The organism is Anaerovibrio lipolyticus LB2005, assembly GCF_000621545.1.
GTDB lineage: Bacteria > Bacillota > Negativicutes > Selenomonadales > Selenomonadaceae > Anaerovibrio > Anaerovibrio lipolyticus_A.
Genome location: NZ_JHYA01000001.1, coordinates 112111 through 129500, shown reverse-complemented (window position 1 = coordinate 129500; position 17390 = coordinate 112111). Strand labels below are relative to the sequence as shown.

Annotated in this window: 15 protein-coding genes; 13 read left to right on the top strand and 2 right to left on the bottom strand. The window is 37.0% G+C overall.

The features are described 5' to 3' along the window. Positions 1-102 precede the first annotated feature (102 nt). On the top strand, positions 103-2181 hold the full coding sequence (locus T355_RS0100715; RefSeq protein WP_027396064.1) for a site-specific DNA-methyltransferase: 2079 nt from the start codon (positions 103-105) through the stop codon (positions 2179-2181). 5 nt (positions 2182-2186) lie between these two features. After that, complete coding sequence (locus T355_RS0100710) at positions 2187-5045, top strand: DEAD/DEAH box helicase (RefSeq protein ID WP_027396063.1); 2859 nt, start codon at positions 2187-2189, stop codon at positions 5043-5045. Between the two features lie 238 nt (positions 5046-5283). Here the strand turns inward: T355_RS0100710 and T355_RS0100705 are convergent, their stop codons facing one another. Together T355_RS0100705 and T355_RS0100700 are read right to left on the bottom strand one after the other, a co-directional pair. Next, complete coding sequence (locus T355_RS0100705) at positions 5284-5589, bottom strand: helix-turn-helix domain-containing protein (RefSeq protein WP_027396062.1); 306 nt, start codon at positions 5587-5589, stop codon at positions 5284-5286. Positions 5590-5600: 11 nt separating this feature from the next. Then, positions 5601-5942, bottom strand: coding sequence for a type II toxin-antitoxin system RelE/ParE family toxin (locus T355_RS0100700; RefSeq protein WP_155851641.1), 342 nt, complete (start codon positions 5940-5942; stop codon positions 5601-5603). Between the two features lie 82 nt (positions 5943-6024). On the opposite strand from T355_RS0100700, the gene T355_RS0100695 reads away from it, so the two are divergent. From T355_RS0100695 to T355_RS13080, 11 genes are all read left to right on the top strand, one after another. Then, the gene (locus T355_RS0100695; RefSeq protein ID WP_027396060.1) at positions 6025-6612 is read left to right on the top strand and encodes a recombinase family protein; all 588 of its coding nucleotides are present in this window, start codon (positions 6025-6027) and stop codon (positions 6610-6612) included. A gap of 555 nt (positions 6613-7167) precedes the next feature. Continuing rightward, a complete protein-coding gene (locus tag T355_RS15525) occupies positions 7168-7290 on the top strand; it encodes a hypothetical protein (protein WP_269318730.1) in 123 nt (40 codons plus the stop codon). 311 nt (positions 7291-7601) lie between these two features. Continuing rightward, positions 7602-8354 (top strand): hypothetical protein, encoded by a 753-nt coding sequence (locus tag T355_RS0100685; RefSeq protein WP_027396059.1) that lies wholly within the window; start codon positions 7602-7604, stop codon positions 8352-8354. 36 nt (positions 8355-8390) lie between these two features. Further along, positions 8391-9287, top strand: coding sequence for an ImmA/IrrE family metallo-endopeptidase (locus T355_RS0100680; protein WP_027396058.1), 897 nt, complete (start codon positions 8391-8393; stop codon positions 9285-9287). Between the two features lie 76 nt (positions 9288-9363). Continuing rightward, on the top strand, positions 9364-11919 hold the full coding sequence (locus T355_RS13085) for an SEL1-like repeat protein (protein WP_037329612.1): 2556 nt from the start codon (positions 9364-9366) through the stop codon (positions 11917-11919). A 16-nt stretch (positions 11920-11935) separates the two neighbouring features. Continuing rightward, a complete protein-coding gene (locus T355_RS0100670; protein WP_027396057.1) occupies positions 11936-12493 on the top strand; it encodes a hypothetical protein in 558 nt (185 codons plus the stop codon). A gap of 48 nt (positions 12494-12541) precedes the next feature. Next, positions 12542-12829, top strand: coding sequence for a hypothetical protein (locus tag T355_RS0100665; RefSeq protein ID WP_027396056.1), 288 nt, complete (start codon positions 12542-12544; stop codon positions 12827-12829). Positions 12830-12867: 38 nt separating this feature from the next. After that, a complete protein-coding gene (locus T355_RS0100660; protein WP_027396055.1) occupies positions 12868-14592 on the top strand; it encodes a hypothetical protein in 1725 nt (574 codons plus the stop codon). A 51-nt stretch (positions 14593-14643) separates the two neighbouring features. Next, positions 14644-14907 carry a hypothetical protein gene (locus tag T355_RS0100655; RefSeq protein ID WP_027396054.1) on the top strand — a complete coding sequence of 88 codons (264 nt, stop codon included), beginning with the start codon at positions 14644-14646 and terminating at the stop codon, positions 14905-14907. Positions 14908-14977: 70 nt separating this feature from the next. After that, positions 14978-15667, top strand: a complete 690-nt coding sequence (locus T355_RS0100650) for a hypothetical protein (RefSeq protein WP_027396053.1) — start codon at positions 14978-14980, stop codon at positions 15665-15667. 25 nt (positions 15668-15692) lie between these two features. Next, positions 15693-17294, top strand: a complete 1602-nt coding sequence (locus tag T355_RS13080; protein WP_037329611.1) for a hypothetical protein — start codon at positions 15693-15695, stop codon at positions 17292-17294. The last annotated feature ends 96 nt before the right edge of the window (positions 17295-17390 follow it).

The window sequence follows — 17390 nt, the reverse complement described above, 5'->3', positions numbered from 1 at the left end:
TACCTATGATTATGTACACAAAAAAATCTATGTAATTGAAGGGGAATATGAATTAGTGTAGAATTTGTTTTGTGTGAGAATATTAAGAGGATAGGTGTTATTATGGCTGCTATAGATGATTTGATTGCTCAGATTAATAATCCTGAGCTAAGAGATAGAATACAGAAAGAATTAAAGAAAGTTACTGAAAATATAAAGTTTGGATTAAAATTTGAGAGGCATTTGCCAGAGCGTACTCCTTTGTATGATATTCCGGTCAATAACGGCTCTACTGTTGCTAGACATGATGATATGAATTCGCTCTACAAGGTGTTGAATATTGAGGATGGTATTGCCTTGTGTGTGGGAAAGAATGTTGATGGCACAGAAGAAATATCCGTGGATGATTTGGTTACTGTTGCTGAGTTTGGTGAATCAATTTATCCTTATTTGGAACCGTTGGACAGTGTTGAGAACGCACCGGACAGCGGTCTTTGGCATACCCTGATTGAAGCAGACAATTATCATGCTCTGCAGCTGCTGGATTATTTATATCACGGAAAGGTTGATTGTATTTATATAGACCCACCGTATAATACTGGAGCTAAGGACTGGAAATATAACAATGATTATGTAGATGGCAACGATTCTTATCGCCATAGTAAGTGGCTGTCCATGATGGAAAAGCGGCTGCTGTTGGCAAAGAAGCTCCTTAACCCCAAGGATTCTGTACTTATTGTAACCATAGATGAGAAGGAATACTTGCATTTGGGGTGTTTGTTGGAGGGGATATTTCCAGAGGCAAGAATACAGATGATAAGCACTGTTATCAACCATGGTGGAGTAGCAAGAGGGAATGAATTTTCAAGGTCAGATGAATATATATTTTTTGTTATGTTTGGAGTAGCTCGTCCTGCAGAATTGCATTTAGGTGAAGAATGGTTGGGGAACGTTAAAAATACTACTAAAAATAAACTGCGTTGGCGTGAATTCAGGCGTAGTGGTTCTCATAGCACTAGAGAGGAACGCCCAGGGTTATTTTATCCGATATTTGTCAATGAGGATGGACGAAGCATACATTCTATTGGCGAAACATATCGAGGAAATAATCTAAATGAAGTAGTTCCACCTAAAGGAACGAGGATAATATGGCCTCTATTTCCGGATGGAAGAGAAGGATGTTGGGTGTACCAGCAAAGTAGCTTAAAGGGATTGATAAAAAAAGGATATATTAGGCTCGGAAAGTTTACTAATACAGGAATGTCAATTAGCTACATAGCACAAGGAGAACAACAGAAAGTTGAGAATGGAGAATTTGAAGTCATAGGGCGAGCTGATGATGGTTCAATAATGGTTGATGAAGGAAGCTATCAAGCTAAATATATACCTAGCACTAACTGGTCTATAACGGTGCATAATGCAAGCGAGTATGGTAGTAAATTATTGAATCAGATATTTGCAACCAACAGATTTTCTTTTCCTAAATCTATTTATTCAGTCCATGATGCTATACGTTTTTTTGTGTCTAATAAACAAGGAGCGTTAATTCTCGATTTCTTCGCTGGTAGTGGCACTACCCTTCATGCAGTTAATCTCCTTAATGCGGAAGATGGTGGAAATCGTCGTTGTATTATGGTAACAAATAATGAAGTTTCAGATGATGAAGCAAAAGCATTGACTAAGCAGGGGCATAAGCCAGGTGATGATGAATGGAACAAGTTGGGAATTGCCAGATATGTGACATGGCCACGGACTGTATGCAGTATAGAAGGGCATGATATTAAAGGTCAGCCATTAAAAGGCAACTATATTGGCAGTGATCGTCCTATGGCCGATGGATTCCATGCCAATGCCAACTTCTTTAAGTTGGGGTTCTTGGATAAAATGGACGTATATGTAGGAACACAACTGGAAAAACTTATTCCTGTTCTCTGGTTGAAGGCAAATGCCGTTGGCAAATGTCCATCCATAACCAGTGAGGAAGATTATTACATATTCACAGAAAATCGTTTTGCCATACTGATTAATGAAAGCAGATTTAAGAAATTTAAGGAAAAAATAGCTGGTGAGGATCTTGATGTAGTCTATATTGTGACGAATTTTGAGCCAGGGTACATCAGAATGAGGCAGGAGCTAGGAGTTCCTACCACTTATCAGCTGTACCGGGATTACTTAGATAATTTCCGCATTAATCAGAGGTGAACAAGATGATTGTAGAGTTAATATCATTCCAAAATCTGGCAGTAAGGGATTTACGCCAGAAAGTGCATGGTGCAATAGCAGCATATAAAGACTTAGGAAGACCGCAAATTATTTCTCTACAGGCCCCAACTGGTGCAGGAAAAACTATAATGATGGCGGCCTTTATAGAAAAGGTGTTGTTTGGTGATGAAGACTATCCTGAACAACCTGATGCTGTATTCGTGTGGCTGTCAGATTCTCCAAGTCTTAATCAGCAGTCAATGGACAAAATAGATAGCAAATCAGATAAAATTCGTGTAGGTCAGTGTATAACCATTGAGGAATCTTCATTTGACAAAGAATTACTGGAGGATGGTTATATTTATTTCCTAAATACGCAGAAAATAGGCAAGTCTGGCAATCTTACCAAACATTCAGATAGTCGCCAATACACTATCTGGGAGACATTGGCCAATACTGCCAGAGAAAAGAGCGATAGACTGTACTTTATCATTGATGAGGCCCATCGTGGTATGCAGGGTAAAGAGGCCGGAAAGGCCACTTCCATTATGCAGAAATTTATTAAAGGCAGTCCTGCTGATGGCCTACAGCCTATGCCATTGGTTATCGGCATGAGCGCTACAGCTAAACGATTTGATAAACTGGTCGAAAATACTACTGACTCAGTATCGCACTTTGTAAGAGTAACACCTGATGCTGTGAGGGCTTCCGGGTTGTTAAAGGATAAGATTATTGCGGCCTGTCCAAAGGAAGCTGGTCAAAAGAATGATTTAGCCATGCTTCAAGCGGCTACTGAGGACTGGATGGAGAAGTGTGCTCACTGGCGAAATTACACGATTACTTACCATTATAAGCACTTTAATCCAGTATTTGTAATACAGGTATGCGCTGGAAAAGGTGATGCTATTTCAGATAATAATCTCGATGATATTCTGGCCAAAATCGAGGAACACAGCAATATTCATTTTGAGCAAGGTGAGGTCGTTCATGCCTTTGGTGATCATGCAGATATAACCATTAATGGCTTAAAGGTTTCCCATGTAAATCCACAGGATATTGCCGATGCTAATATTATTCGTGTGGTTTTCTTTAAAGAGAGCCTGTCTACTGGCTGGGATTGTCCAAGGGCAGAAACCATGATTTCCTTCCGTAACGCTCAGGATGCCACTTATATTGCTCAGCTCATTGGGCGAATGGTGCGTACACCTATGCAATGTCGGGTTCAGTATGATGAACTGCTGAACAGTGTATCCATGTTTTTGCCATACTATAACAGTAGTACCGTAGATAGCATTATCACGGAATTACAGAATACCGAGGGGGGCGAGATTCCTACTTATATTGAAACTGAGGAAGTTAGTGGTCACAGAAATGGCGGATTGACCGTCCATACCCCTACCAGACAGAAGGCTGTGCCTAATCATAATGATGGTATGCAAAGCCTGTTTGATAATGATGGGCAGGAGAATAATGTGCCGCAACCTGTTACAAACATTAATCATCCAGAAAATGCTGGCTCGTATGATGATGCTAATGTGGACGCTAAGAAGACATTATCTGAAAGCAAGGCTGAATTGATAAACAATAATCATGATACCAATATCTCTGTTGGCGGAAATGTAGATGTGTCAAACAGGAATAATAATACGAATTCCAATACCGCTATAAATTCTCCAGAGGAAATACCATTGGAATTTGAATTAGACAGAGCTGCAATATTGAAATTTATCAATGAAACTGCATTGTTGAAATATAACATTAGCACGGTAGCCGTCAATGATTATAAGAAATCTTTGTTTGAATTGGCTTCACTTTTAACTCAGAAGGAAATCTTTGTTGGGTTGCAAGACATAATAATGGATGAAATAACTGGATTTATCAGCAATTTTGTTGAATCACTGAAAAATAGGGGAAAATACAAAGAGTTGGCGAAGAAATATCTGGAATTTCAGATGTCATTGAGAGAATATGATGTTTTACAGGAAAACGGCATCACAGGTGTGTCAAAGGATTTAAGCCTGTTCACCGTAGACACGGATATGGAAAGACGCCTTAGAATTGCTGAAACCAAGCTGGGGAATTTTGGTATTTGTAATGCTTATTTGGGCCGTTTTGATAAAGGTGGCTATAGCCAGGGAATCATTGACTGTATCATGTACTCTGAGGATGTGGATTGCCAAAAGGAATTGGCCCAGTATTCAAAGTCTAAATTCTATGAGCTAACGGACAAATACCGCCGAAAAATTGGTATTAATCCTGATGAGAGTATTCGTCAGGCGTATGATAGGATTATGTCCAATAGTTCCATGGTATCAAAACATACTTTTATCTTACCAGAGTTTTTAGGTGAACGTGGTGATGTGGATGGTAAGGAATATTACTATCATCTTTATGCTGATAGAGATACCGGAATTGCTAAGATAAAACTTAAGTCATGGGAAGAAGGAGTTATAAAAGAGGAAGCTGAACGCAAAGATTTTGTCTGTTGGCTCAGAAATCGTTCAAGAGCCTCATGGGCAATGTGTATTCCGTATGATATGGATAATGTAACCAAGCCAATGTATCCTGATTTTATTATTGTCCGTAGAGATAAAGATACAGACTATGTAATTGATATTTTAGAGCCACATGGTGACTATTTGGCAGATAATCTTCCTAAGGCTAAAGGCTTGGCAAAATATGTTGAAAATGAAACAAGAGTAGGGCGTGTACAGCTTATCAGGGAAATGTCCCGGAATGGTGTCAAAGGCTTCTATAGATTGGATTTGGCAATAAGAAGCATTAGAGATAAGGTATTGAGTGCTGCAAACAATGAGGAGTTGAACCATATCTTTGAATGTGACGCGGTGCTGGAAACAGAATAAAATTTTGGAGTCGCCAGATGGCGGCTCCTTTATATTGCAAAAATGCCCGTTAAGTTTCTTCTCTGTCAAAGCCCCTTCGGGGAATGGAATTCTATATAGTCAAAACTTAACAGTATTGAATACAAAAGTAAGACATGATAAAATAAGGGTGTTAGAGAGTGTCAATACTTATGGTCAAAAATAAAGAAAAAAAAGATGGGACATACAGTCCCATAATTTATTAAATACATCCACTAATTTAGTAGGCTATAGATAATTTATTTTGTTGGAGCAAGCTAAGTAATCTGCTGCTCGGGCCAGATGGTTTATTGCGACCAGATTCCCATGCTTCCACTGTTCTGGTGGATACGCCTATCCATTTAGCAAACAAAGCCTGGGTAAGTCCAGTACGTTTCCTTATATCTTTTATGGTATCTGCACTATATTCAACAAGTGGTTCTATCTCAATGGAGACAGTTTCTGAGTTCAAAATTTTGTTGCCGGATTTGGCATCAAGTATAGCTTCGTCCAATGCTGTTGATAAAATGTCAAATTCCTTGCTCATAGTATCACTCCTCATCGTAATGATTTCTCTAAAATTTCTATCTTCTTTTTGAGAATGTTACGCTCAGTCATGCTTAGGTTTTCCTGCTCATTTTTTGGAAAAATTACTAATAGATAAATTATTTCCTTTTTCTCAAAATCAACATAGCATATTCTACAGCTTCCGCTTTTTCCACGGTGTTCAAAGGAAAAGCGCATTTTTCGTAATCTGCCGGTTCCTCTCATTACTGGCCCAGTTTTGGGGTCTGATAAAAGGTCATGCTGTAGACGACGCAAGTCATCATCTGTTAATTTTAAATTAGCCCATTCCTTTTCAAACGCTGTTCCCAGTATAAATTTGCGTTTTATAACCATAAAATTTCTCCTGAAGTTCATAACTCATTTCGATATTATTATACTACGATTAAATAGTAGTTTTCAAGGGAGGCAAAGTAACATGATTTATGGATATGCCAGAGTGTCCACATCAGGTCAAGCAAAAGATGGGAACAGTCTTGAAGATCAGAAGCAAAAACTGATTGCAGCTGGTGCTTCAGAAATAATAGAGGAGTATTATACTGGTACAACAACCAATCGCCCAGAATTTTCCAAGCTAATAGATAAATTGCAGGAGGGTGATACCCTTGTTGTAACCAAGTTGGATAGATTTGCCAGGTCTGCAGGGCAGGGAGTGCAGCTAATTCAGGAGTTGATAGGCAGAGGTGTATCTGTTAATGTCCTGAACATGGGGCTGATGGATAATAAACCAGCCAATAAGCTGATGATCACTATGATGCTTGCCTTTGCTGAATTTGAAAGAGATATGATAGTCGAGCGTACGCAAGAAGGTAAGAGGATAGCCAAAGAAAGGCCAGGATTCAAAGAGGGCCGTCCAAGATTAAGCAAAAAACAAACAGACTATGCTATGGAATTGCTGGCTAGAGGTATGAGCTATAAGGAAGTGTCTGAAAAATTAGGCATATCCAAATCTACTCTTGTGCGCCGCAGGCGAGAATGGAAAGTTCTTGAATCCTCCATATTATGATTTAATATGACTGAATAGTCTTTTCTATGACAAAAAAATGATATTTTAAGCATTATAAAAGCTCCCAGTTTGGGAGCTTCTTTGCTTTATAAAATGGATTTAATACTGAAAATTTTCTTTTACTGTCTCACTTTTTCCGATGATTAACCATACCAGCATCTGTCAGAATCCTGTAGAGAGTGCTTGTGCTTATTCCGAAATGAGCAGCGGTAGCCTGTTGTGAATGATTTTCAACATAATCAAGAATTAACTCGATATCTCTCGATGTTTTAGGACGGCCCCCCGGATGCTTTGCTTTCAGTTCCTTAATCTCTGTTTCCAGTTCTCCGCGCTGCTGGTCAGCTTCATAGTACAGCTCACGATGGATTCTCCACTAGCATTTCCATTGAAAATCGCTTCGAGAATTATGATAAGAAGCTGGTAGCCTTTGAAGTAAAGGTTACAGTCTATGATAGCACTGGTCGGATTATTGCTGAGGGTATCGGGGCCGCCAACAGTCAGGAGCGCAAATTCCTGAGGGGAGATTTCTTCAGCCAGATAAATACGGTTTTGAAAATGTGCAAGAAACGCGGATTTGTGGATGGAATACTCACCGCTACTGGGGCCAGCTCCATCTTCACCCAAGATATGGAAGACATAGCCAACTTTCAAACTAATCAGGAGCAGGAGGCAATTTGATTTATGATGATTGATAATAGAAAAAGGACTCCTTAAAATAGTTCGAGAAAGAGGAATATGCTAAATTGAATAGAGCTTAGCAGAAGAAAACAGCAGCCTGGATTATAGCAGGATTTCTACTTGTTTTTTAATAGGAAAATGATTTGTGGCCCTGTTGGAGAATGTGAGTTCTCTGACAGGGCACTTTTTTTGTCCAGCTAAATATTGCAAAAATCATTCGTTAATATAGAATATAGGCAAAGAATAATTATTAACAAATATTGAGGTTTTAGACTCAGGTATTCTGCCATATTATAAGGAGGTGGGTTGAAATGAAAGACGAAAAAAAAGATTACATCACTCAAGAGGAAATTAATGATCTTATGTCGGGAAAATCGGATATAAAGGGGCCAGATGAAATAATACCAGAAGAAGTTTTGCAGGATATTGATATTTCAATTCAGTTATATGGCGTAGGAATAGCTGGTATTACCTTCAGGACAAAAAGCTGGGAAGTTGAGCTCAATGTGGCTTGGACGGACAGAAATCCAGCAAATATATTATTTCCATTAATGTCAGCACATTTTGACGGCATTGGTAACATTAAATTTGAAGAATTTAGTAGAGAACCTGAAGTGAAATGTATCAAAAGTACAATAGAACTTTCCTGCAAATCGCTGTGGTCTACTAAATATGTTAATCAGGATAAATTGGATATTAGTAAGGAATTTTATAATAGGCCCTTGAAAGTGAGGGTGATTAAGGATGTTAATAACGAGGATTCTACCTATGAAAAGCATGAATTTCAGATACCATTAAATGTATTTTGTTATGCGATTATAAAAGCAATAGATAAACTTATCGATAAGCATGGCTTCCTTGGATTTTTCTTTACCTGGAATGATATGCGTACAGTTGAACTGTCATTTTATCTTTATACTAAGGCCTTGGCATTGAAGAAATATGAAATGCTGAATGCCTTAGGGGAAGAAATTATGGATTTTTATAGTATAGAGAATAAGAAAAAGCTCTATTATTCTGATTTCCGGGAAGAAATGGAAATATTGTCGGCAAGATTAGACTAACCGGCAAGTATAGCAAAAGAAAGAATGGTGGTAAAAATGACTGATAGCACATATAAAAGTTCACCGTTCAGGATAGAGGAAATTGATGAATTATATAACAATGTTCAGAAATTCAGATCTACAAAATTTACTGGCAAGCTATTTGAATTTATAGCCAATTTTCCTAAAATTGCTCCGTATAATGCAATGCTGGTTTATATGCAAAAGCCCGGCAGCTCCTATGTGGCCACTGCAAAAGAGTGGAAGGAAAAATATGGCAGAAGCCCGAAATCTACTGCCAATCCGCTGGTTATATTAAAAGCATTTGGCCCAATAGAATTTGTCTTTGAAGCAAACGATACTGAGGGAAAGCCTTTGCCCCAGGAAATAACTAATCCTTTTAGAACTGAGGGGGAGATTTCCCGGAAACACTACGATACATTTTTTAAAGATATTATTAAGGAAGGTATCGTTGTAAGGAAACAAAATTATGGTACTGGCATGGCTGGAAAAATAGAAAGGCTTCAGAATAGTAGTAGTATCTTTCTTTCACAAGGTAGAAAAAACATAGAAGTATCACATTGTTTTGATATTGTAATAAATGAATCAATGAGCGAAACTGAGGAAGTTGCTACCATATTTCACGAACTGGGCCATTATTTTTGCGGACACTTTAAGATGCCGGACAAAATAAAGCATATCCCAAGAAGAATGGTTGAAACCTTAACGGATCAAGTAAGGGAGTTCGAGGCTGAAACAGTTTGCTGGCTTGTTTGCAAGCGGCTGGGCATAATGAATCCATCTGAAAAATATTTAAAGCATTATTTAGAAAATAATAATGATGTGCCGGAAGGAATAAGCTTTGATGCTATCTTAAAAGCTTGTGGAAAAATTGAAAACATGCTGCTTGGCAAATACAAGACACCGAAGGAGTTAATTCTAAACAAATGGTGAGGTGGTTGGCATGATGAAAAGATAAAAGATGAAAAAGGATATTTTCTAGTGTTATCCATTGTGGAGGTGACTTAAAATGAAGATTTTGAGTAGAGCCAGAGATATAGAACAACTTTTTAGGGTTAGCAATATACTTGATATTGATGAGATTATGGAGCTTACAGCAGAGGATGGGAAAGGTTTTGATGAAGGTCAGTCAGGCGTCCTTGTTCGGGAAAATATAAAGGGAATAAAAGAAGATAATAAGGAACTATTTGATAATATTGAACTTAATACTGATGTAGATGTGATTATTGCTAACGCCCGCTCAAAGAATTTATCGCAGTCAGATAGTGATTTATTGGATGTAATGCAGTTTTATACTGACGAAAATGAAGTCATGAACATGTCAAAAAAATTGGGATTGAAAATAGATAAAGATATGGCTGCAAAATTTGCTGATAGAAACTTAAAACTGTTATTACAGAAGGAAGAAGAATTGATCGCTGCAATTCGCCAAGCTACAGATTTAAAAGATGTTTTTAATAGCTGTTCGAAGTTGGAAATATGTTTTGCAAGGCATAATACAAATTGGCGCCATGATCCGGAAATTGAATTGTCAAAACATGAACAAGAGGTTCAGTTAATTAGACAGTTATTGTTCTGTTGCACCGCTGTACGTGATGTATTGGAGCTGGCAGAAAAACTAAATATTCCATTCGATGAACAAAGGGCGCTTGAACTATTAAATGAAATAGATGAAGGTCCGAAATTGTTACATAAAATGCTTAATCATGAAATCACCATAACGTATGGTTTTTATAAAGAGCTTATTGAACGAATGGAAGATGACCCGGAATATCAGTCATATAAAGGCAAGACCTTTAAATCAAGCAGGGAAATGATTGAGTTTTATTTCCCAAATAAAGAGGTGATGTATCAGGATTTAATTTATGGCCAAGATAATGCAGAATTTGCTTATGCCACCATGTTTCTCCATGGGATAATTGTTGAATATGACTTAGATAAAGCATTGTATTGGTTAAAAAGAGCATATCATGACAATAATAAGGAAGCATTTAAACTTATTAGAAAACTTATGGAAGAAAATGGTCGCAATGATGAATTTGAGGAATTTTGCATTGAATGTGCCCTATTATACAACGATAGTGAAGTAATTGAATGTTGCAAGGAAAGAGGCTTCGATTTTACCAAAATCCACCCCAAGCAGCAAAAACTAATAGATGAGTATCTTTCATTTTATAATCGCTTGAAGCGCAATACTACTAAACGTGACAGGGAGTTAATAGATTTAATACTTGCGGCTAAAAGTGAAGATGAAACATTAAGATGGATAAAAGAGCTTGAACCAATGGCAGATGAAAGACTGGCCAAAATGTTTTATCATGCGAAGCCTTACAGTGTAGAAAATAGTTTTCAGGATAAGATATGTGATGAAACAGATCCCCTCAAAAAGCAGGCTTTAATGGATGAGTATAATCTTGATAAATATGAGCAAAAAGCCTACTGGACATGTGAGAAGGATTTAATACTTGATGATTTAGAAAAGAAATTTGTATCCAGGCAAATCAAGGACTTTTCTTATAGAGATAATATGGAAAGTGATAGTCCAAGAATTTCACAAAATAAGCGCCGTATGAAATATTCTGAGATGTCAGAAATTGATAAGGCTATGTATAGGATGTTAGACGATGACCATAGGTTAAGTTATGAGAGTGCTGTTGTTATACGGTATACTCTCTCAGAAATAGAGAAACGCAATCAACAAAAAAGGCATCAGAAAATAAAGGCATCGACCAATAATGATATAGTATTTTATGATGGTCCATATTATAAAAGATTTGCGATTTTCTATAAGTTTAATAATCCTTTGGAATCAAGAACTGTTGAAGAAATGATGTATGATCATATGCTTCATAATATCTTATGCGAAACTGTAGTAAATGCCCTGTTTCCGGCAGACATTGGTTTAGCGATGGTGTTTGAAAAATTGTCGGAAAAAGAACTAGAAATTCAAATTGATCCAACATCAGATACAAAGCCTTTACCTTTGGAGCTTTACGTGGAAAAAATGATGGCAGAATGTCCAAACCTTTCAAGGAGACAAGTTGAGAAGGATGTAAAAAAAGCGATTAAAGAGGAATACGAGGAACTACTGGCATTAGATAAAGGAGATACAGTTAAGGAACCTGTTTCTTACAATAATGAAGTGCTCGATGAAAAAGAATTATCAAGACAGCAGGGAATGGAATTGATAAGAAAAATGCGTCAAAGCACTGACGTGAATGAATTTGTTGAAATTGCTCAGCAGCTTGGGCTAGATTTTGGTAAACAGTTGGATAAGAATGATACGGAAACGACTCCGCAGATAAAAAAAGAGTATGAAGCAATGCTGACATTAGAAAAAGGATATAGTGTAAATGGATGTACTACTTCTGATAAAGCACTGCCCGATGAGGACAATTTTTTAAGCAAACAGGGAATGGAACTGATACGGAAACTTCGCCAGAGTACCAACGAGGACGAGATTTTGGATATCGCTCAGCAGCTTGGGCTGGACTTCAGTAAACAGTCGGCCAAAAATTATGCGGAAATGAATAGAAAAATAGTGGCGTTGGATGAACCCAAATAGAATTGAGGTGGGTACTATGGCAAATTTAGAGTTTTCATTCTTCTGCAATATTTTGGAACGAGGAATGAACGGCATATTACCTATAGACGAAACCATTTTCTTTTTCGATGATGATTCTGAGAAAAAACAATGCTGCATACTATATGAGGAAAAATATAATGAAATTCTTTTTGATGCTTATTGTGACTATCCCCCGGAGGGAGGCTGGTTCAACACAGTAGATAAATTAGTTAATACACCTTTGTTTAAAGGACAATCCATAAAAGACCGGTGGGACCATATTCTTGTTCATCACATTGGCGGATATCCTACAAGGAGATGGCTGGCCAGTTGGACTAATTGGCCAAAAGAGAAAATAGCCCAAGTGTATCAACACGATGCAGATGATATTTTGAAATTATTGGAGACAGGCCATCTGAGAGAACCAGATTTGGCACGTTGGGAAAGAGGGGCACTGATAGGAGAATTTCACACATCAACAGATTTGGAAAAACTACGAAAAATATCACAAATATTGGAAATGAATTATACAGAGTATGATTTGAAACTACATCAGAGAAACAATGAAATATAGTTGCTTATTAGTGTTTTAGAAGAACCCCAAAGGATTGAGGTGAACACCATGCTTGATAAGAACACGGAAACTTATCCAAAATGGAAAAACGGCAAAATACTTTTCAAAGGCATTGAACTTACAGAGGATGAAGCACTAACTCTTGTAATGATGATGGAACACGGCGACCCGAACATCGACAAGCAAATGGAAATCGACATCAGAACAGAGATTTGCGGTATGCCATTGGAGAAAGCCATTGATTTTGCGGAGGGTCGATATCCTGAAATTGATCGTGCAACACAGCTTAAGATGCTAGACAGATGGATTAAGGAAATAAAGGAAGGTAAATTGTAATAGCGGTTTAGATAGATTTCTATGAGGAGGGTTTTATCATGGATGCTGAAAGATGGATGAAGTTACACCCGACAATAGATATTAAAACAGCTGTTGAGAAAATCAAAAAATTATATAGAGACGATTTATATCAGATTATTATGTTTGGCCCTTCAGTAAGGGATGACTACCATAAAAGAAAGGATATAAATGTTTCTGTAGTAGTAATTCTTCATACTGATGATAACAATGATAGATATAGTAAGATTATTGATGAATTGCTGGAAACATACATCAATCCATATTCAATATCAATAGATGATTTTAGGGCTGCTATCCCATTTAATGATTTATATAATTCGGTTGCTTTTGAAGGCATTGTATTTTATGGGCCAGAGATTAAGAATCGTCCTAGCTATGATCTACGGGAAATGCCGGTAGCAGAAAGTTATTCAGAAAGGCACGACTCAACTTATAGATTTATTATGGCCAGAAATATTGGTTGGCTCATGGCATTTGCAAATGAAGAATTTGGCCTTAATCCTGTTGAATTGACCGAAAAGTGGCTTTTATCCAAGACAGCTTATGATGTATACCGTTATGGACACTCAGTTAAGGAAAAATATAATAAGTTTACTAGATATAAAGCTGTGTATGATGACTGGATGAAAGAAACATCTCTAAAATGTATTAATTCAGGAGTTGTAACTATTTGTTATGATGAAAGTCCAATGTTTTGGTATGGGTATATGTTGCAGTGCTTGATTTATAAGGATGGCCTGCCTCCGGCTGCATTACTAAAAAAATATGATATGAAGCGTATATTAGCTGATTTGGAGATATTAAGAACTATGTGTGTATATGACGCAGTTTATCTGTTGTCTGAGAAATACACTCTTAGTAACTGGGTGGAAAACATAAAGGATGTGAAAATACCTACATTTGAGGAAGAAAAAAAGCAGGAAGAATTTGAACTAACTAAAAAAATCTATGAATTATTTCTTCCTCCGCCACCATCAAAGGAAAAGGTTAATATAGAGGAATTATGGGAAAAGTTACCTGAAAAGTATAAGAAACAAGGTGACAGTTGCAGTAAGGATAAAGTTGAAATTGCAGAGTATATTTTCAAGCCTTTCTTGCCAGCCCAGGATGTTTCCAATAAAGATTTTATTATGAAAAACGAATTGTGGAAAATGGTCATTGAGGCATATAGAAGTGGTACGGTTGACAGATTAATAAGAAGACTTACATCTATATATTACATATTGTCTTGGTGTGATGATTCACTGTTGTCGAATGAGGTAAAGATGGTTACGCAATTTGTGGAAAGGTGTGTTAAATATGTTAACGAGGTTGCAGATAATATTAATTCTGACCCAAGTGGAGACCTTAGAAGACGCCAGGAAATATTGGAAAATGCTATTTCCGAATGCAGACGAAGAAAAGATCCAGAGTTGGGCAGAGAAAATATTCTTGATCAAGAAATAATTAATAATGCATCACCGCAAGAGCGCTGGTCCCGAATAGAAGAAGTAATAGATGAATACCCTTCAACAGAGGTTTGGGATGTTTTGAATGAAATATTGGACAACGAATTAAATGCCCCTCCGGAAAAGAAATTTCCAAAGATGTTGAATTATTCCCAAGAACGTCAACTTTTGGATATGCTATATAAGACGGAGGATTTGGAAGAAGTTAAGAAAATATATAGATTACTTCATCCTGATGATCTTGATGCAACTATCCAGCAGGATGCAGAGGAATATATTTTCGCAATAAGTTAGTTTGCAAGCCCCCTGAGGAACTAATTATAAGAGTAATGTGAGGTGTTTTTCATGAAGGAAGACAGATTTACAGAGCTTGCATTGGAAGCATTGATATGCCGTGATGAGCAAAAGAAGGAAGCTATCTTGCAAGAAGCATTAGCTATAGAGGAAGCCAGATTGAACAAGCTAATGAAACAAGAGAAGCCGGAGAAACCTTTAGTACATTATGATGTATCAAAATTTACGTTGATGGTAGACGGGGATTATGAACCTCCTTATGAGATAAACAAAAAATCAGATGAGGCGGAATCACAGGAAAAAAGCAATACTTGAAAAATTCATATATCCGCAAGATTAGATTTTGTATTATAACTATCCAAATATCATATGAAGGTGGTGAATTATGATGATTATTCCCGATTATATCTTCGGCCTTACAAGGTCAGAAATCATCACAGAAGTGATTATGAAATCCGGAATACAAGATCGCCGTTATATGGAAAATTATGAGAGATATGTAAGATGGCAAATCGAAGATAATTTAAATCTCTTTGGCCTAACGGACTGCGAAGAACCGGAATATAGCAAAATACAATGGGATAAACTTCCATTTCAATTCCCGCCAATAGAGCAATTAAAGGGGCTTACATCAGAGGAAGTTATAGATAAACTGGAAAGATGTAATGAAGAATCTGATGTTTCTTGTCCTTATATAGGCCGGATTGAAAAAATATTCCTGAAGGAACTGGGGTTATGGGATGAAAAACTAAGTAAGAATAGCTATAATTCATGGCTATATAGCTTTACCAGACGATATAGACTTTTCCCAAAAATAAATGAGCTGGAAGGTATGACACGGGATGAAGCAATTACTGAAATTAGGCGTGGTATAAGGCATTACTGCGACCACTATGAGCTGATACTGGATGAAATATTTATTATAAACAGTTATTTGACAGAGCTTGGTTTTCCTCCAGACCAGCTGCTACAGAAAAAGTCACTAACTGATGAAACCATTGATTACTGTAAGATGCTTATTCCAACCTTAACAGATGAACGGGCAAAGAATATGGCTAAGGAAATTATTTCGTGAAGTAAAAAGGAAGGAGGACTTATAAATGGACACAAATACTGTGGATATCATTGAATTTAGACTTACATGTGAGCGTTACGGCCCTGATACATTTCCTACACCAACTGTGGAAATATACATAAACAATGAGATATTTCGTCATAAAGTTCGTGCCGTAGAACTTCCTTTTGCTGAGGCTGAAGGAGAACCTGGTATTGCTGGTCATGCAACAATTACACCTTCTGAATTATACAGTTCTTTGCACGATGATTATTTGGAATATGACTGTGTTCCAATATTTGGCTGTGGCTGTGGAATTGTTGAATGTTGGCCACTTGAAGTAGCTATAGATGTTGGCGAAAAGGTTGTTACATGGTATGGATTCAATATGTACCACCGGGATAATTGGGATTACAGTAAACTGGGAAGTTTTGTTTTTGATAAAAAGCAATATTTCAAGGAAGTAGATAGGCTGTTGGATATAAAAAAACAAGGCAGGGAGATAATTGAAAAATTCCAGGTTTCTTTTAAGCCTGAAAAATATGGTTGGGCAAATATGTATATGTACCTTGAAGGAAACAGATGTAAAACCCGTTTATCCTATTTATTCTCTCCTTTTGGTGATTTATTGAATATGCTAAAAAATGTGGAAAAAGGCAGTTCCTCAGAAAAAGTAACAATAAATGAAGAAGGTTTTTATACAGTTATAAATATTTGTGAGGGAAAATCAGCTGATATGCTGAATATAACAGTTATACAAGGAAATGCGGATGATACGATAAATAATCATCATCATTGCAATGTGTTGAGGAAAAACTTTTTGCAAGTATTAAAATGGGCTTTTGCCGAATTAAAAGATGAAGGATTTGATCCGAATTATTGGGATGAACATGAACCTGATTACGCATATAAGGACGAGGATGAAACAAATCCTCGGGATGTGTTGGATTCATTTTGGAAAGACTCTTGGTTTGAAATAAAAGAGTATGAGGGGATTTTTGAAGAAGCTGTTATTGAAAGAGCCAAAATATTATCTGAATTAGATAAAGATACAATTAAGGCACTTGAATACATGGATTTTGATGATAGCCGTTTGAAACGGTGGAATGAATCAAAAAGTCTGGCACGCTATCAGTTGGAATGTGAAAAAGAAGATGCCTGTCATGATCTTCAACAATACGATTGGTTTTATAATTTTGAAAAATATGATTATAGGTATAGTAGTTTTGACAGCAAAGATATAAATGAAATGTACTCTGGGCTGGCAAGAAAATTGGCGAATGAGTTATATGAAGAAGTATATGAAGATTTATTAGAATATGCACATGACACTGAAAGTTCATTTTATGGTGACTATCCGACTATTTGGGAACAGTTAAAAGCGGATGAACGTCATGGCGATCCTGCAATGAATGAAGAAGAACTGGAAAATGCCTGTTATGAACATTTAGATGGACTGATGGAACATGAATTATATCTTCTATGGGTATATTTGTGCGAAGATCCCCACTCTCCAGTGGAAGATTCATTAAAAGATGTTCTTATACGAATTAATGATCCTCGAGATGCAGATTTTAAAAATGATATTTTCCAAGAAATAATGCAAGCGTTGTGGAATGCTGCTGAAGCGGAAAATAATGATGAGTAGGTGACAGTATGCGTACGGCCAATAGTAGACAATTATTTAACTTGATGAGGGTGAGGTGATTGCCATGGAAGAATTAGCAAGAAAACAAGAGAACAG